This window comes from Streptomyces yangpuensis, assembly GCF_024666385.1.
In the GTDB taxonomy this organism is placed as follows: Bacteria; Actinomycetota; Actinomycetes; order Streptomycetales; family Streptomycetaceae; genus Streptomyces; species Streptomyces yangpuensis.
In genome coordinates, this window is sequence record NZ_CP102514.1 from 1,821,012 (window position 1) to 1,837,119 (window position 16,108).

The following is a 16,108-nucleotide window of genomic DNA, read 5'->3' on the forward strand; positions in this document are numbered from 1 at the left end:
CGACCCAAAGTCCATTGCCGAGTTTTACTCGCCCACTCCAAGCAGTGCTTATACCTGCGGGACGGCGCACGACCCGTCGGGCTCGCACGCGTCGGCCGCGGGAGCCGGCTCCTCCACCTCGCGCCCGGCCCACGCCTGCTCCAGGGCCCGGGTGAACACCTCGGCCGGCTGCCCGCCGGAGATCCCGTAACGGCGGTCGAGGACGAAGAACGGCACGGCGTTCGCACCCAGCTCGGCGGCCTCGCGCTCGTCGGCGCGGACCTCGTCGGCATAGGCGGAGCCGTCGGCGAGGACGGCGCGCGCCTCCGCCTCGTCCAGTCCGGCCTCGACCGCGAGCGCGACGAGCACCTCGGGGTCGAAGACGGAGCGCTCCTCGGCGAAATTGGCCCGGTAGGCGAGGTCGAGCAGCTCCTCCTGCCGGCCCCTGGCGTCGGCCAGGTGCAGCAGCCGGTGGATGTCGAAGGTGTTGCCGTGGTCGCGCCCCTCGGTCCGGTACGCCAGCCCCTCGGCGCGGGCGCTCGCGGCGACGTGCTCCTCCATGCCGCGCGCCTCGTCGAGGGTGCGGCCGTACTTCTTGGCGAGCATCTCCAGGACGGGAGCGGTCACGCCCTTGGGGCTGCCCGGGTCGAGCTCGAAGGACCGGAAGACGACCTCCACCTCGTCACGGTGCGCGAACTCGGCCAGCCCCTTGGTGAAACGGGCCTTGCCGATGTAGCACCAGGGGCAGGCGATGTCGCTCCAGATCTCGACGCGCATGATCCTTCTTCTCTCCGGGGTCACTGAGGGGACGGTTTGCTGTTCAACCATCAGTGGTGTGAACCATCCGGCCGGCCGTCCCATTCCCCGGACGCCGCGGGCGGCGCGGGCGGCCCGGGCGGCATGGGCGGCATGGGCGGCATGGGCGGCGCGGCTGCCTCAGACGATCTCCAGCCAGAGCGTGCGATGGCTGCCCGACGGGGTGCCGGCCGGGTCGGGGAGCCAGCCCTGGGCCGTGTAGAAGGCCTGGGCCCGGAGGTTGTGCTCGTAGACCTCCAGGCGGACCCGGCGGATGCCGGCGCGCCGCCAGACCTCCACGCAGGCGGCGTGCAGGGCGCCCCCGGTGCCCCGGCGCCAGTGGACCGGGTCGACGTGCAGCTGGGTGAGGGTGGTCTCGCCGTCCTGCGTGCGGTAGGCGGCGACCCCGGTGAGCTCGCCGTACTCCTCGGCACACAGCACCCCGCCCTCGGTGGCGTCGCGGGCGACGGCCAGGGTCCAGCTCTCGCGGGTCCGGGCCAGCTCGGCCTCCCCGGCATAGGCCTCCTCGGGTATGTGGCCCTGGTAGTAGGTGGCGCGGGCCCTGGTGTGGAGGGCGGCGATGGCGTCGAGATCTGCGGGTCGCGCATTCCTGATCATGAAGACGGACACGCGCCGAGAACCACGTCGGTTCCCGGCGCGTCGGGCACGGAGCCCCGCTCGCCTACTTCTTCAGCCAGGCCTGCATCATCTTCTGCGCGATCGGCGCGGCCAGCTTGCCGCCGCCGATCTCGGAGCGGTCGGTGTCGGAGTTCTCGATCACCACGGCCACGGCGATCTGCTTGCCGTTCGCCTTGCCGTACGAGGTGAACCAGGCCAGCGGCGCGAGGCTGTTGTTCACGCCGCGCTGAGCGGTGCCGGTCTTGCCGCCCACCTCCGCGCCCGGCACCTGGGCCGGCTTGCCGCCGCCCTCGGTGGCGACGGTGCGCATGGCGTCCCGGATCATCGAGGCGGTCCGCTCCTTCATCACCTGCTGGGACTTCGGGTCCTTGAAGCTCTCCAGCACGTTGCCGTTGGCGTCGGTGACCTCGGAGACCATGTGCGGGGCGACGAGCTTGCCGCCGTTCTCGATCGCGGCCGTGACCATCGCCATCTGCAGCGGCGTGGCCTGGACGTCGAACTGGCCGATGCCCGTCTGCGCGACCTGGTCGATCGACATCTTCTTGGACGGGTACTTGCTCGGCGGGTTGGTGCGGACCGGGGTGTCGGTCTGCGTGTTGAAGCCGAGCTTCTCGGCGGTCGCGCGCATCTTGTCCTGGCCGAGCTTGGAGGCGAGCTCGGCGAACACGTTGTTGCAGGACAGGCGCAGGGCGGTGCGCACCGAGACGTTGTTGCAGGCCGCGGAGCCCGCCTCGCTGGGCAGCGGGGTGCGGGTGCCGGGGATCGTGTACGGATCGGCGATGCCGGTCTGCTGGTCGATGTCGGTGACCAGGCCGTTCTCGATCGCCGCGGCGAGGGTGACCAGCTTGAAGGTGGAGCCGGGCGCCTGGGGCTTGCGCAGGGCGACGTTCTCCATGGCCTTGCCCTTGTCGGCGGAGAGCGCGTCCCAGGCCTTCTGGTCGTTGGCGCCGGCGATGCTGCCCGGGTCGAAGGAGGGGTTGTTCACGACGGCGAGGATCTGGCCGGTGACGGGGTCGAGGGCCACGGCGGCGCCCTGCTTGCCCTGGAGCGCGTCGTAGGCGGCCTTCTGGACGTCCTTGTCGATCGTGGTGAGGACGTTGCCGGGGTCGGCCCGCTTGTTGGTGAGCATGTCCATCACGGTCTTCAGCCGGCTGTCGGAGCCGTTGAGGACGTTCTTGTAGATGCCCTCCAGCATGCTGGTGCCGAAGGCCTGTGAGCTGTAGCCGGTGACGGGCGCGTAGAGCGGGCCGTCGACATAGGTCCGCTTGTAGCCGAAGTCCTTGCCTCCCGTCTTCTCCGAGCCGGTGATCGCCTCCCCGCCCACGATGATGTTGCCCAGCGGGTTCTCGAACTGCCCGATGAGATTGCGGCGGTTGTGCTTGTCGTCTGCGAGGGCCTGGCCTTGGTACGCCTGCACCCAGGTGACGCGGACCAGCAGGGCCAGCACCAGGAGCAGACAGAAGACCGACGCACGCCTGATCGTTTTGTTCATCGAACGAAAGGACGTCCCGGCGGCCCCCGGCGTTCCGCTCTGCCCCGATTGTGGCCGAGTTCTCAGCGGTTCTTCATGATGAATCCGCCCTCGTAGGCCGCGATGACCGCCTGGGTGCGATCGCGGGAGCCGGTCTTGGTGAGGACCGACGCGACGTGTGTCTTGACCGTCTGGGGTCCGACCCCGAGCCGTTCGCTCATCTCGTGGTTGGACAGCCCGGTGGCCATCAGGCGCAGGACGTCGGCCTCGCGGCCGGTGAGTCCGGCGATCCAGGGGGCGGCGACGGGGGCGGGGGCCGACGCGTGTGTGGCGGCGAGGGAGCGGACGGCGGCCGGGAAGAGCAGCGAGTCGCCGCGGGCGACGAGCCGGACCGCGCCGATCAGCTCGTCGGGGTCGGCACGCTTGAGGAGGAAGCCGACGGCACCGGCGCGCAGCGCGTCATAGACGTGGGCGTCGTTCTCGAAGGTGGTGACGACCACGATCCTGGGCGGCTCGGCCATGGTGGCCAGGATCTGCTCGGTGGCCCGGATGCCGTCGATCTCGGGCATCCGGACGTCCATCAGCACCACGTCGGGGGCGAGGGAGCGCACCAGCGGGACCGCCTCGGCGCCGGTGGCGGCCTCGCCGACGACCTCCAGGTCCGTCTCGGCCTCGAGGATGACCCGCAGCGCGGTGCGGACCATCCGCTCGTCGTCGCATAGCACGATGCGCAGCGGCGGCCTGTCCGCCGGGGCGGCCGCGGTCATCGGTCGCCTCCGGCCAGCGGGAGGACCGCGCGCAGCCGCCACCGGTCCTCGTGCGGGCCCGCCTCGACGCTGCCGCCGAGCAGTGCGGCCCGCTCGGCGGAGCCGCGCAGCCCGCGGCCGCCGGTGGTGCGCGGCTCCCGGGCCTCGGGCCCGGGCGGATTGGTCATGGTGATCTCCAGTTCTCGCGGTGCGGTGTCGTGGCCGGCCCGGACGAGGATCCGCAGGTCCACCGGGCCGGCGCCGTGGCGCAGGGCGTTGCTGAGGCCTTCCTGGACGATCCGGTATGCCTCGCGCGAGGTGATCTCGGGAAGCCGGTGCCAGTCCTCCACGGGCCCGGGGTCCTGGTGTGCGGTGACGGTGGTTCCCGCGGCCCGGGTGCGGGCGAGCAGGCCGTCGAGGTCGGCGGCGAGGGTGGGGGCGGGGGCGGTCACGCCGTCCGGCCGGGCCGGGTCCCCCTCGCGCAGCAGGCCCAGGACGGCGTCCAGCTCGCCCACCGTCCGCCGGGTGGTGTCCTCGATCGCCGCGAGCGCCTCCCGTACGAACTCGGGATCGCGCTCCAGCATGCGCCGGGCGGCGGCCGCCTGGAGGGTGACGGCGCTGAGCGCGTGCCCGACCGCGTCGTGCAGCTCCCGGGCGAGCCGGTTGCGCACGGCCAGGTCGGCGGCCCGCTCCTCGGCCGCCGCGAGCCGGTCCGCCGCCGTCGGCCCGAGCAGTACGGGAGCCAGCCGGGCCAGCAGCTCCCCCGCTGCGGCCGCGCACACCGTGAGAGCGGCCAGCAGACCGATCCCGAGGAGGGGCGCCGTGTACGTCTCGACGCCCGTGCCGAACCAGCCGAACCCCAGCCGGACCTCGCGCAGGCCGCTGACGAAGGGCAGGACGAGCAGCACCACTGCCATGGGCGGCACCGCCAGGGTCATCCCGCTGACCAGCGCTCCGACCCCCAGGTGCAGGGTCCACCAGGCGGAGGCCCGCCCCCGCGCGGCCCAGGTCCGCGCGGGCCCTTCGGCGAGCCGCTCCCCCGGCACCGCGCACATGGCCCGCACGACGGTCACCGACAGCGGCCGGACCAGCCCGTACACCCCGGTGACGGCGGTCAGCGGCAGCGCCGCCGCGTAGGCGGCGAGGCTCAGGGGGAGGGAGGACAGGGCGTTGGCTCCGCCGGCCGCCGAGCCGACCCCCACCGAGGCCAGGAGGAAGTACGGCATCAGCAGGGCACCACCGAGGATCTGGTGGAGCCACCGCAGCCGGGCCCGCTCACCCAGCAGCCGGCCCAGGCCGTCGCGCATCAGCTCGCGCGTCGGGATATGAGGAACCGGGTGAGGACGGCGGTGGCGAGCGCTCCGGTGATCATCTGGCCAGCGTAGATCAACTGCCCTGCGGTGGAGGGTGCTTCGCCGCCGCCGACCTGCGGGCCCAGCGAGGCGATCAGCATCCAGGCTCCCCAGGCCAGGGTCGCGGCGGCGCCGACCCAGGTGAGCCCGAGCGGCCACCGCGCCCGCAGCGTCCGGCCGCGGGTCAGGAGCAGCGTGCCCGCTCCCGCGGCAAGCGCGCATATCGCGTGGGCCGCGGAGCCCACGGCGCTCTCCACCGTGTACGCCTCGGCCCGCTCGGCGCTCAGCCCGGCGGTGCCGCCGAAGGCCCAGTAGAGGAACAGCGCTCCCAGGGCCAGGGCGCCCGAGGCCGCGGCTGCCGCCACCACCCCCGTGGGTGACGGCAGCCGCTCGCCCACCACGCCCTGCCACCGCCGGCCCCAGCGCCTGCGCGCATAGGGCACGAACAGCCCGGCCAGGGCGAGTCCTTGGACGGTGAATCCCGTGTACACGACGCTGAAGACCCAGGAGTCCAGGAAGGGCTCGCGCGCGGCCGCCTCGTCCGGGCCGGGCCCGAACCCGAGGGCCCGTACGAGCAGCTGGCCGGGGAAGCCGAGGAGGATCGGGGTCAGCAGGCCCGTGGCGGTGAACACCGGAACGGTCAGCATCCAGGCGGGCGTTCTCAGCCCCCAGGGTCTGGTGAGCACCAGGACGAGCACGATCACGGCCGCGTCCATGGCCAGCGTGACGGCATTGGCCACGGTGAGGAACAGGCCGGCCTCCAGCAGCGCGCTGCCGTCCGGTATCCCGATCCGGCTGCCGGACAGCCAGGCGGCCTTGAGCGCCAGATACGGCACCGTGGCCGCCAGGGCCGCTGCCGCGAGGACGCGCCTCCCGGCCCCTTGCGACGGGGCGGAGGCTTGCGGTTCGTACGTCGTGTGAACGCCTCGTGTGGTCATGTCCCCACGGTCGCGTGCGCGGCGGCCCGCCACCTCCCCCTCGAAGGGGAACCGCCTCCCCCGTGCGGGGGAGGACCTCCCGGACTCCCGGACGGGAACCTCCCGGACTCCCCCACCCGCGGCCCCGCACACGCTGTCACCCGCGGCGTCGTACACACCGTCACATGCGGCGCGTCACCACCGACAGCCGGTCGCGCGCCTCGAACAGCGCCGCCTTGATGACCTGCTCGTGCCCCGGCGTCAGCCGGGCCACCGGCACGGAGCAGCTCACCGCATCCCGGGCCGGCGTCCGGTACGGCACGGCCACCCCGAAGCAGCGCAGTCCGAGCGTGTTCTCCTCCCGGTCCACCGCGTACCCCTGCTCCCGTACCAGTTCCAGCTCCTCGATGAGCTGCTCCCGGTCGGTGATGGTGTGCTCGGTGACCGCCTCCAGCCGCCGCGGCAGCAGCGCCCGCACCTCCGCGTCCGAGTGTGTGGCGAGCAGGGCCTTGCCGAGCGCCGTCGAGTGCACGGGCAGCCGCCGTCCGACCCGGGTGAAGGGCCTCAGGTAGTGCTGGGACTGCCGGGTGGCGAGGTACACCACGCTCGTCCCGTCGATCCGGGCCAGGTGGATGGTCTCCGTCGTGTCGTCGGAGAGCCGGTCCAGGGTGGGGCGGGCCGCGGCGACCACCTCGTCGCCGTCGATGTACGAGCTGCCGACCAGCAGGGCCCGTACGCCGATGCCGTACCGCGTGCCCGTCGCGTCGGTCTCCACCCAGCCCAGGTTCACCAGGGTGCGCAGCAGCATGTAGAGGCTGGACTTGGGCAGGGAGAGGTCGTTCTGGATGTCGGCCAGACTGTGCAGCCCCGGCCGCGCCGCGAAGTGCTCCAGCAGCAGGACGGTGCGGACCGCCGATTTGACCGGCGCGGCCTGGGCAGGGATCCCCGGCTCGGTCGTCGTCATACGCCTGCTTCCCCTCTGGTCGCCTCTGGTCGCCTCTGGTCGGCTCTTGTCACGCGGAGGACCCGGAAATAGAGTCCGCAGCAGATGTGATCATTCATCCACCGGAACCGCGTTCAGAATACTGAACGATCCAGGAGGCAGTGGGCCATGACAACGACACCAGTCTGGAGTGTGGACCCCCGCACCGGGAAGCAGCGCGAACAGGTTGCGGTGGAGGCCACACCCCGTGAGGTGGACGAGGCCGTACGGGCCGCCCACGCCGCCCGCGGACCGCTCGCGGACGCCGCCGTCCGCGCCGCGTTCCTGCGCACCGCCGCCGCGCTGCTCGACGAGGCCGCCGCCCACGTCATCGAGGCCGCCGACGCCGAGACGGCGCTGGGTCCGGGCCGGCTCACCGGCGAACTGGCCCGCACCACCGGCCAGCTGCGCGCCTTCGCCGACGCCGTCGACGAGGGGTCCTACCTCGACATCCGGATCGACCGCGCCGATCCTTCGCTCAGCCCGCCCCGCCCCGAGCTGCGCCGCTACAAGGTGCCGCTCGGCGTGGTCGCGGTCTATGCCGCCTCCAACTTCCCGCTCGCCTTCTCCGTCCCCGGCGGGGACACCGCGAGCGCGCTGGCCGCGGGCTGCCCGGTCGTGGTCAAGGCGCACCCCGACCACCCCGCCACCTCCGAGCTGTGCGCCTCGCTGCTGCGCCGGGCCGCCGTCGCGAACGGGCTCCCGCCCGAGGTGGTGAGCGTGGTCCACGGGTTCGACGCCGGCCTCGAGCTGATCCGCCACCCGCTGGTCGCCGCCGCCGGATTCACCGGTTCCGTCCGGGGCGGCAGGGCGCTGTTCGACGCCGCCGCCGCCCGGCCCGTGCCCATCCCCTTCCACGGGGAACTGGGCTCCCTCAACCCCGTCGTGGTCACCCCGGCCGCGGCCGCCGAACGCGCCGAGGAGATCGGCTCCGGTCTCGCGGCCTCGATGACCCTCGGCGTCGGCCAGTTCTGTGTGAAGCCCGGCCTGGTCCTGGTGCCGGACGGCGCGGACGGCGACCGGATCACCGGCGAGCTCACCAAGGCCCTCGGCGAGACCGAGCCCGGGGTGCTCCTCGACCGGCGGATGCGGGAGAACTTCATCTCCGGGGTGCGCGAGCGGGCCGCGCTGCCCGGCGTCGAGGCCCCCGTGACGCCGGGGTCGGGCGGCGAGCACACCGTGGGTGCGGGCTATCTGACCGTACGGGCCGGGGACCTCCTCGCGAGCGACGGGCACGACCTCCTCCTGGAGGAGTGCTTCGGCCCGGTCACCGTCGTCGTGCGGTACGGCGGGCAGGCCGAGGCGGGTGCGGTCCTCGAACTGCTGGAGGGGAACCTGAGCGCCACCCTCCAGCTGTCGGCCGCCGAGACCGAGGGCGCCCCGGGCCCGGCGGCGGAGCTGATCGGGCAGGTCACCCGGCTGGCGGGGCGGATCGTGGTCAACGGCTGGCCGACGGGGGTCGCGGTGGCCCCGGCCCAGCACCACGGCGGGCCGTACCCGGCCGCGACCTCGCACTCCACCTCCGTGGGCGGCACGGCGATCGAGCGCTGGCTGCGGCCGGTGGCCTACCAGTCGGTGCCGGACGCGCTGCTGCCGGCCGAACTGCGCGAGGCCAACCCCCTGGGGCTCCCCCGCCGGGTCACGGGCGCCTGACCCCCGGCGGCCGGGCCCCGGGGTCCCGGCCGCCCTGCGCACACGAACACGCGACCACACAAGCTCACGAGCGCACGAGCGCATGAGCGCACGAGCGCATGAGCGCACGAACAAACCCGTTGCCCGCCCCGCCCCCGGCGGGGCAGGCTGCGGGCCATGCCGAAACCGCACGGGTTCACCTACGACCGACGGGGCGACGGTCACGTCGTCATCACCCACCGGGGCCGCACCGCCGCCACCCTGCGCGGGGACCGTGCCGCCGCCTTCCTGGCCGAAGTGGAAGCCGGGGATCCGCAGCTCGTGATGGCCCGGTGGACCGGCTCGTACAAGTTCGGCAACGAGCGCACCGCGAAGAACCACCCCCGCAACCGGCGCGGAAATATCCCGCGAGGGTAAGGGAACGGCAAAGCCCCTCCGGTCGTTCTCCGGGCATGACCGCTATGACCCCTGGATCCAACCTGCCGCTCAATGCCGTCCGCGTGACGGTCGACGTGGCTGCGCCGGTGCGGCTCGACGTGTCCGCCCTGCTCCTCACGGCGGACGGCAAGGTGCGCTCCGACGCCGACTTCATCTTCTTCAACCAGCCCACCGGGCCCGGTGTCACCTACCGGTCCGGTGGCGGTGCGGCACCGGACTCGGTCACCGTGGACACCGCCTCGGTGCCCCCGGGCATCGAGCGGATCGTGGTCACGGCCAGCCCCGACGCCGCCGGACAGACCTTCCAGGGCATCGAGCCCACCGCCACTGTGCGCAACGCCGACGGCGGCTCGGTGATCGCCTCTTTCACCCCGCCGCAGCTGGCCACCGAGACGGCGCTCGTCGTCGTCGAGATCTACCAGCGCGGCGGCGTGTGGAAGGTCCGCGCGGTCGGCCAGGGGTATGCGAACGGTCTCGCCGGCATCGCCACCGACTTCGGGGTCAGCGTGGACGAGGAACCGGCTCCCGCGGCGGCCGTCGCCCCGCCCGCGCCCCCGGCGCCCGCGGCACCCCCGGCTCCGCCCGCCCCGCCGGTCCACCAGCCCTCCCCCTGGCTGACCGCCGGCGCCGGCACCCCCACCCCCGTCACCCCGGCCCCCGCCCCCGCCGCACCCCCGGCCGCCCCGGCCGCCGCCCCCGCCACCGGGAAGATCAACCTGGACAAGGGCCGGGTCAGCCTCCAGAAGAACCAGACCGTCTCCCTGGTCAAGGGCGGCCGTCCGCTGCTCTCGCAGGTCAAGATGGGCCTCGGCTGGGAGCCGGCCTTCCGCGGCCGGGACATCGACCTCGACGCGTCCGTCATCGCGTACGGCCCCCAGCGCAACCACATCGACAGCTGCTACTTCGGCAAGCTGTCCATCCTGAACGGTGCCATCAAGCACTCCGGGGACAACCTCACCGGAGAGGGCGCCGGCGATGACGAGGTGATCGTCGTCGACCTCGGCCGGCTCCCCGCCGACGCCACCGGCCTGGTCTTCACGGTCAACTCCTTCTCCGGCCAGAAGTTCACCGACGTGGCCAAGGCCTACTGCCGTCTGATCGACGCGGCCAGCGGCGAGGAGCTGGTCCGCTTCGACCTCACGAGCGCCGAGCCGCAGACGGGCGTGATGATGGCCAAGCTGATCCGTCAGTTCTCCGGCGAGTGGGAGATGACGGCCATGGGTGAGTTTGTGAAGTCGCGCACAGTGCGCGGCATGGTCAAGCCCGCCGCGCAGGCACTCTGAGCAGGTGGGCGGGCACGCCCGGCCACCGGACGGCTCCGCGGGTGATGGATGCCACGCGTAATCCGTGGGTGGCTGTCAGTGCCCGCCCGTAGCCTTGGAAGCATGCACGAGACACTCACGCCCGCGGGGCCCGCCCGCCCGTCCGCCGCCGAGGCGAACGAGGCGATACGGCACCTCGTGGAGACCCGGGTGGACGGCGAGTGGCCTTCCGAGGCGTATGAATTCCTGCTCGCCGAGTGGGCCGAGGCCTCCCGCGCGGAGGTCTCCCCGGCCCACTGAGGCCCGCGATGCCGGCCGGGCGGAGCGTCAGCGTGCGCGCCGCCACGGCCCGGTGACGGCCAGCATGATGCCCGGGTCCTGGATGCAGGCGTACAGGGTGCGCCCGTCCGGTGAGAAGCACACCCCGGTGAATTCGGAGTATTCGGGCTCCTCGGCCGACCCGATGTTGAGCTCGTTGCGCGCCAGCGGGTAGGTGCGCCCGGAGTCGGTCGCGCCGAAGAGGTGCTGCAGCCCCGAGCCGTCCTCCGCGATGACCAGGCCTCCGTACGGCGACACGGTGATGTTGTCCGGGCCGTCGTAGCCGCCGCCCGCCGACGGGTCGGCGTTGACCCCGATGAGGACGGTCAGCCGGATCGTGCGCCGCTTGGGGTCGTAGAACCACACCTGGCCGTCGTGCGCCGCGCCCGGGCTCTCCTCACGGGCGTAGGAGGAGACGAAGTAGGCGCCCCCGTCGCCCCACCACATGCCCTCCAGCTTGCGTCCGCGCGTCACCGCGTTGGCCCCGAACTGCTTGCGCACGGGCACGGTCCGCGCGTCGCGGTCGGGCACGTCCACCCAGTCGACGCCGTAGACGGTGCCGATCCGCGTGGCGCGCGAGAGGTCGTCTACGAACCGGCCCGAGCTGTCGGTGCACTTGGCGGCCTGGAGCACGCCGGCGTCGGCGGCGAGGTCGCGGAGCCTGCCGCGCCCGTGCCGGAAGCCGCGGGGCGGGGTCCAGCGGTAGAGCAGCCCGTTGGGGCCGGAGGCGTCCTCGGTCAGGTACGCGTGGCCCTGGCGCGGGTCGATGACCACGGCCTCGTGGTCGTAGCGGCCGAAGGCCTTGACCGGCCGCGGGTCGCGGTTGGCCCGGCGGTCGTGCGGGTCGACCTCGAAGACGTAGCCGTGGTCCTTGGTCATGCCGTTCCTGCCCGCGAGGTCGGAGTTCTCCTCGCAGGTCAGCCAGGTGTTCCAGGGGGTGGCGCCGCCCGCGCAGTTGGTCGATGTACCGGCGATGCCCACCCATTCGGCGACCTCGCCGCCGCGCCGGACCTCGACGACCGTGCATCCGCCGGCCGCGGCCGGGTCGTAGACGAGGCCCTCGGCGAGCGGGACGGGACGGGCCCAGTTCTCCCGCCTGCCCTTGAGCTCGTGGTTGTTGACGAGGAGGGTGACACCGCGGTGGCCCTCGAAGGCCGCGGTCCCGTCGTGGTTCGACGGGGTGGTCTCGCCGGACTCCAGCCTGGTCACGCCGCTGTGCGTGATCACGCGGTAGGTGAAGCCGGCGGGCAGCGCGAGGATGCCGGCCGGGTCGGGGACGAGCGGGCCGTAGCCGGGCTCGCAGGGCCGCCCGTGCTCGTCGCGGTCCGCCGCGTCCTCGGCCGCCAGCGCGCCCGGAGCGGTGGCGAGGGCGCCGACCGTCCCGGTGAGCGCGACTCCCGCGCCGGCGATGACGGTACGGGCGGTGAAGTCTCTGCGGCTGAGCGGCATCGGGTCTCCAGGGGTGGGGAGTGGTGCGCCTGTGGTGCGGTCGTCGGCGCACACGCTCCCGCCCGCACGTGAACGGCGGCTGAATTACCCACGAAGGAGAACCGGCCCCCCGCCGGTAGGCCTCAATGGCCGACTCCGGCCCAGGAACGGCGCATTGTCGCCCGCCTCCCGGACCGCACGCTCGGAGCCTTGCTCAGGACCTGCGGGAGCGCGCCTTGAAGGCGGCCTTGCGGGCCTCCTTGGCCGTCTTCCGGTCGGGATGCAGCCGTCCCATGGCCTCCAGGACCTGGACCGTCGAAGGGTGCCGGACGCGCCACACCTGGTCGAAGAAGCCCGTGTGATGGGCGGTCAGGGTCTCCATCAGAAGGGGCAGCTCCTCGGTCTCCCCGTCCGCGGCGAGCTGCGCCGCGATCGTGTCGACCGTCAGCCAGAAGACCATCTCCGGGGCGGGCGCCGGTACGCCGGTCACTCCGTGCTCCGCCAGCCAGACCCGGGCGAGCCCGCCGAGCTCCGCCTCGTCCAGCACCGCGCGGACGGCCCCTTCGGCCTCCGGCCCGGCCAGCGCGAGGGCCTGCTGGCAGCGCAGCCTGCGCAGCGGGCCCCCTTCGTCGTCCCCGCGGGCGGCGGCGAGCAGTTCGGCGACGGCGGCGGACGGTTCGCGGCCCGCCATCCACTGCTCGATCTCGGCCTGCGCCGCGTGCTCGGGGTAGGAGGAGACGGCGTCGAGGAGGGCGTCGGCGCCCTTGCCGGCCAGTTCACCGACCGCGGGGGCGTCCACTCCGGCCTCCAGCATCCGGGCGCGGATCCCGTAGAGGCCGAGCGGGGTCAGCCGGACCATGCCGTAGCGGGACACGTCCTCGTCGTCCTCGTCGTCCTCGTCGTCGCCCGCGCGGTCACCGCGCCCGGCGTCCTCGTCGGGCCGCGCCATCAGCTCCTCGTCGACGGGCCGGAACTCCACCAGTCCGATCGGCTCCAGCTGCCGGAACTGGTCGTCCAGGCGCATCATCGCGTCCGAGACCTGCTCCAGCACGGCATCGGTCGGCTCGCCCATTCCGTCGGGCACGACCACCGACGCGGCCAGCACCGGAAGCGGAATCTGACGGTCCGAAGTCCTGCCCCCGGCGACGCTGAGCAGGTACAGATGGGCGAGGACCTCGTCGAGCAGGTCCGCCTCGCGGCCCGGGTTCCAGTCCAGCCGGTCGAAGTCGATCTCCCCTCCCGCGTCCAGCGCGTCGACCAGGCCGTCCAGGTCCGGCACGGCCGCGTCGGCGAGCACCGCCTCCAGGGCCGCCCGCCACAGGCCGAGGACGTCGGCGGGCGCCCCGCCCGTCACCAGCGCCAGGTCCTCGCCGGGCGCGGCCGTGCCGTACGGCTCCTCGCCCGCCTCGCCGCCCTCCTCCGCGGCCGTGTCCCCCTCCGGTTCGGTCACGTCCACCAGCCCGGTGTCCACGGCCACCCGCCAGGCCCGGCTCGCGTACCCGGCGGCGTTCTCGTCGCCGGCGTCGAGACCGAGATGGGCGGCGGCCCCGGGAAGCTGGTCGGCCGCCAGTTCGCCGCCGACGCCGACGCGGGTTGCGGGCCCGGCCCAGCGGGCCAGCCGCACGGCGCGGGCGAACAGCGGGGCGCCGAGGGCGTCTCGGGCCAGCTCCGCATCGGAGTGCAGCCGTACCGGCGGCAGTGTGGGGTGCGACTCAGCGGACATGGGTGAGGGTCTCCTCGCGGACGCGGTGATGAGGGCGGGCCGTGGCGGTCCGGCCGGGCGGCCGGACCGTCATACGTGCCCGAAAACCGGCGACATGGCCGACATGGCGGGGCAGGGCGGGCATGGCGGATGTGGCGCAGATGACAGCCGGGGCCGTCGTACGGCGACCCAGCGTAGACGCATATCGGGCACGCCCGCCGGGCCATCGCCTTTGGTTCATCCCACAGTCGACTCCCGGCTGCTCTGGAGGGCTTGACAACTTTGCTGACAACACAGGAAATTGACGCGCGTAGACGTTTGGGGGCTGACCAACCCCCCGCAGATCTCGCTGTTCGCAGCCTCTCCCTACCCCTCTCCCACACCGGAGTTTCCTGACCATGCGCTCCTCGCATCCCCGCTCCGCCGCCGTCGCGGCCCTCGTCGCCACCGCGCTGGCCACCGGCCTGCTCGCGGGCTCCGCCGACGCGGCCGAGGGCGCGGCGTCCGCCGATCCGGTACGCATCCACGACATCCAGGGCACCACCCGGATATCCCCGCTCAACGGCAAGCAGGTCTCCGACGTCGAGGGCATCGTGACGGGCGTGCGGACCTACGGTTCGCGCGGCTTCTGGATCCAGGACCCCGACGCCGACGACAACGCCGCGACGAGCGAGGGCGTCTTCGTCTTCACCAACTCCGTCCCGGCCGTCGCCGTGGGCGACGCGGTCAAGGTCTCCGGCACCGTCGGCGAGTACATCCCCGGCGGCGTGAAGTCCGGCAACCAGTCGGTGACCCAGATCTCCAAGCCGACGGTCACCGTGGTCTCCTCCGGCAACGCCCTGCCCGAGGCCACCGCGATCAACGAGTACAACGTGCCCGCCGAGTACGCCCCGGCCGGCGACCCGGCCGCCGAAGGCAGCATCAACGGCCTGACGCTGGACCCCTCGCGCTTCGCCCTGGACTTCTACGAGTCCCTCGAGGGCATGAACGTCAAGATCGGCACCTCGCGCGTCGTCGGCGCCACCGACCCGTACTCCGAGCTGTGGGTCACGGTGAAGGGCTGGGAGAACGCCGCCAAGCGCGGCGGCACCGTCTACGGCTCCTACGAGTCCCAGAACACCGGCCGCCTGCAGATCCAGCAGCTCGCGCCGATCGCGCAGCAGCCCTTCCCCGTGGCCAACGTCGGCGACAAGCTGACCGGCACCACGGAAGGCCCGCTGGACTTCAACCAGTTCGGCGGCTACACCCTGGTGGCCCGCACCCTCGGCACCGTCAAGGCGGGCACCCTCGCCCCCGAGAAGACCAAGCCGCAGACCGAGCACGAGCTCGCGGTCGCCACGTACAACGTCGAGAACCTCGACCCGACGGACCCGCAGGAGAAGTTCGACGCGCTGGCGAAGGCCGTCGTCGAGAACCTCGCCTCCCCCGACATCCTCGCCCTGGAGGAGATCCAGGACGACAACGGCGCCAAGAACGACGGCACCGTCTCGGCGGAGCAGACCCTCACCAAGTTCACCACGGCCATCGCCGCGGCGGGCGGCCCGGCCTACCAGTGGCGGACCGTCAACCCGGAGGACAAGAAGGACGGCGGCGAGCCCGGCGGCAACATCCGCCAGGTCTTCCTCTTCAACCCGGCCCGGGTCTCCTTCACCGAGCGCGCCCCGGGCGACGCGGTGACGGCGACGGGCGTCGTCAAGGAGAACGGCAAGACCCACCTGACCCACTCCCCCGGCCGTGTGGACCCCGCGAACCCGGCGTGGGCCGACAGCCGCAAGCCGCTGGCCGGCGAGTTCGTCTTCCGCGGCAAGACGGTCTTCGTGATCGCCAACCACTTCGGCTCCAAGGGCGGCGACGAGGGCCTGACCTCGCACCACCAGCCGCCGCTGCGCTCCTCGGAGGCCAAGCGGCTGCTCCAGGCGCAGGCCGTGAACGGCTTCGTGAAGCAGATCCTGGCGGAGGACAAGAACGCCAACGTCCTCGTGCTCGGTGACATCAACGACTTCGAGTTCTCCGCGACCACGGACGCGCTGGCCGACGGCGGGGCGCTGTACCCGGCGATCAAGTCGCTGCCGAAGACCGAGCGCTACTCGTACGTCTACCAGGGCAACGCCCAGGTGCTGGACCAGATCCTGACCAGCCCGGCGATCAAGAAGTTCACGTACGACAGCGTGCACATCAACGCGGAGTTCGCGGCGCAGAACAGCGACCACGACCCGCAGGTGCTGCGCTTCCGCCCGTAACCCCCGGGTCCGGAGCAGCAGGGACCCGGCCGCCGTCCCGGCCGGGCTCCTTGCCACCGTTTCGCCGTGGTCCTCCGTGCCGGTCCTCGGCGGCGAGCAGGGTGCGTACGGCGGGCCGGGCCCGGCGGGCGGGTTCCCGGGCAAGATGGGGACTTTCGGCCCTGGCGTGACGCTCGCCACATCTCCACCGAATCGACCGGTTGTGGT

The 16,108-nt window shown here is 72.9% G+C and carries 14 protein-coding genes; 5 read left to right on the plus strand and 9 right to left on the minus strand.

Translation table 11 applies throughout. From position 1 onward, the window contains the following. Nucleotides 1–48: 48 nt before the first annotated feature. The 7 genes from NRK68_RS08405 to NRK68_RS08435 form a co-directional block, all read right to left on the minus strand. Nucleotides 49–756, minus strand: coding sequence for a DsbA family oxidoreductase (locus tag NRK68_RS08405; RefSeq protein ID WP_257855513.1), 708 nt, complete (start codon nucleotides 754–756; stop codon nucleotides 49–51). A 159-nt stretch (nucleotides 757–915) separates the two neighbouring features. Beyond that, entirely contained in the window at nucleotides 916–1,404 is a 489-nt protein-coding gene (locus NRK68_RS08410) for a GNAT family N-acetyltransferase (protein ID WP_308296096.1), read from the minus strand. A gap of 52 nt (nucleotides 1,405–1,456) precedes the next feature. Continuing rightward, a complete protein-coding gene (locus NRK68_RS08415) occupies nucleotides 1,457–2,905 on the minus strand; it encodes a peptidoglycan D,D-transpeptidase FtsI family protein (protein ID WP_257855514.1) in 1,449 nt (482 codons plus the stop codon). Nucleotides 2,906–2,967: 62 nt separating this feature from the next. Next, a complete protein-coding gene (locus NRK68_RS08420) occupies nucleotides 2,968–3,651 on the minus strand; it encodes a response regulator transcription factor (protein WP_257855515.1) in 684 nt (227 codons plus the stop codon). Next, nucleotides 3,648–4,937 (minus strand): sensor histidine kinase, encoded by a 1,290-nt coding sequence (locus tag NRK68_RS08425; RefSeq protein WP_183069590.1) that lies wholly within the window; start codon nucleotides 4,935–4,937, stop codon nucleotides 3,648–3,650. The genes NRK68_RS08420 and NRK68_RS08425 overlap by 4 nt, the downstream gene beginning before the upstream one ends. Further along, complete coding sequence (locus tag NRK68_RS08430; RefSeq protein ID WP_257855516.1) at nucleotides 4,937–5,920, minus strand: hypothetical protein; 984 nt, start codon at nucleotides 5,918–5,920, stop codon at nucleotides 4,937–4,939. The genes NRK68_RS08425 and NRK68_RS08430 overlap by 1 nt, the downstream gene beginning before the upstream one ends. A 160-nt stretch (nucleotides 5,921–6,080) precedes the next feature. Then, nucleotides 6,081–6,863 (minus strand): IclR family transcriptional regulator, encoded by a 783-nt coding sequence (locus tag NRK68_RS08435; RefSeq protein WP_030962125.1) that lies wholly within the window; start codon nucleotides 6,861–6,863, stop codon nucleotides 6,081–6,083. Nucleotides 6,864–7,010: 147 nt separating this feature from the next. Here NRK68_RS08435 and NRK68_RS08440 point away from each other — a divergent pair, with 147 nt between their 5' ends. The 4 genes from NRK68_RS08440 (at nucleotide 7,011) to NRK68_RS08455 (ending at nucleotide 10,513) form a co-directional block, all read left to right on the plus strand. Next, nucleotides 7,011–8,534, plus strand: coding sequence for an aldehyde dehydrogenase (NADP(+)) (locus tag NRK68_RS08440; protein WP_183069588.1), 1,524 nt, complete (start codon nucleotides 7,011–7,013; stop codon nucleotides 8,532–8,534). Nucleotides 8,535–8,690: 156 nt separating this feature from the next. Then, complete coding sequence (locus tag NRK68_RS08445; RefSeq protein WP_183069587.1) at nucleotides 8,691–8,930, plus strand: hypothetical protein; 240 nt, start codon at nucleotides 8,691–8,693, stop codon at nucleotides 8,928–8,930. A gap of 35 nt (nucleotides 8,931–8,965) precedes the next feature. After that, nucleotides 8,966–10,234 (plus strand): TerD family protein, encoded by a 1,269-nt coding sequence (locus tag NRK68_RS08450; protein WP_257855517.1) that lies wholly within the window; start codon nucleotides 8,966–8,968, stop codon nucleotides 10,232–10,234. Nucleotides 10,235–10,336: 102 nt separating this feature from the next. Continuing rightward, on the plus strand, nucleotides 10,337–10,513 hold the full coding sequence (locus tag NRK68_RS08455) for a hypothetical protein (protein WP_167344711.1): 177 nt from the start codon (nucleotides 10,337–10,339) through the stop codon (nucleotides 10,511–10,513). Between the two features lie 27 nt (nucleotides 10,514–10,540). Here NRK68_RS08455 and NRK68_RS08460 read toward each other — a convergent pair whose 3' ends face one another. Beyond that, on the minus strand, nucleotides 10,541–11,980 hold the full coding sequence (locus NRK68_RS08460; RefSeq protein ID WP_183069585.1) for an alkaline phosphatase PhoX: 1,440 nt from the start codon (nucleotides 11,978–11,980) through the stop codon (nucleotides 10,541–10,543). Between the two features lie 193 nt (nucleotides 11,981–12,173). Further along, nucleotides 12,174–13,682, minus strand: a complete 1,509-nt coding sequence (locus tag NRK68_RS08465; protein ID WP_183069584.1) for a hypothetical protein — start codon at nucleotides 13,680–13,682, stop codon at nucleotides 12,174–12,176. Between the two features lie 377 nt (nucleotides 13,683–14,059). Between NRK68_RS08465 and NRK68_RS08470 the strand changes: the two genes are divergently transcribed. After that, a complete protein-coding gene (locus NRK68_RS08470) occupies nucleotides 14,060–15,901 on the plus strand; it encodes a DUF8508 domain-containing protein (RefSeq protein ID WP_183069583.1) in 1,842 nt (613 codons plus the stop codon). Nucleotides 15,902–16,108 lie beyond the last annotated feature (207 nt).

Excerpts from the sequence above, each read along its gene's own strand:
- NRK68_RS08455 (WP_167344711.1), top strand. The coding sequence starts at position 10,337 with ATGCACGAGACACTCACGCCCGCGGGGCCCGCCCGCCCGTCCGCCGCC.
- NRK68_RS08440 (WP_183069588.1), top strand. The coding sequence starts at position 7,011 with ATGACAACGACACCAGTCTGGAGTGTGGACCCCCGCACCGGGAAGCAG.
- NRK68_RS08460 (WP_183069585.1), bottom strand. The coding sequence starts at position 11,980 with ATGCCGCTCAGCCGCAGAGACTTCACCGCCCGTACCGTCATCGCCGGC.
- NRK68_RS08420 (WP_257855515.1), bottom strand. The coding sequence starts at position 3,651 with ATGACCGCGGCCGCCCCGGCGGACAGGCCGCCGCTGCGCATCGTGCTA.
- NRK68_RS08405 (WP_257855513.1), bottom strand. The coding sequence starts at position 756 with ATGCGCGTCGAGATCTGGAGCGACATCGCCTGCCCCTGGTGCTACATC.
- NRK68_RS08450 (WP_257855517.1), top strand. The coding sequence starts at position 8,966 with ATGACCGCTATGACCCCTGGATCCAACCTGCCGCTCAATGCCGTCCGC.
- NRK68_RS08425 (WP_183069590.1), bottom strand. The coding sequence starts at position 4,937 with ATGCGCGACGGCCTGGGCCGGCTGCTGGGTGAGCGGGCCCGGCTGCGG.
- NRK68_RS08430 (WP_257855516.1), bottom strand. The coding sequence starts at position 5,920 with ATGACCACACGAGGCGTTCACACGACGTACGAACCGCAAGCCTCCGCC.
- NRK68_RS08470 (WP_183069583.1), top strand. The coding sequence starts at position 14,060 with ATGCGCTCCTCGCATCCCCGCTCCGCCGCCGTCGCGGCCCTCGTCGCC.
- NRK68_RS08465 (WP_183069584.1), bottom strand. The coding sequence starts at position 13,682 with ATGTCCGCTGAGTCGCACCCCACACTGCCGCCGGTACGGCTGCACTCC.
- NRK68_RS08435 (WP_030962125.1), bottom strand. The coding sequence starts at position 6,863 with ATGACGACGACCGAGCCGGGGATCCCTGCCCAGGCCGCGCCGGTCAAA.
- NRK68_RS08445 (WP_183069587.1), top strand. The coding sequence starts at position 8,691 with ATGCCGAAACCGCACGGGTTCACCTACGACCGACGGGGCGACGGTCAC.
- NRK68_RS08415 (WP_257855514.1), bottom strand. The coding sequence starts at position 2,905 with ATGAACAAAACGATCAGGCGTGCGTCGGTCTTCTGTCTGCTCCTGGTG.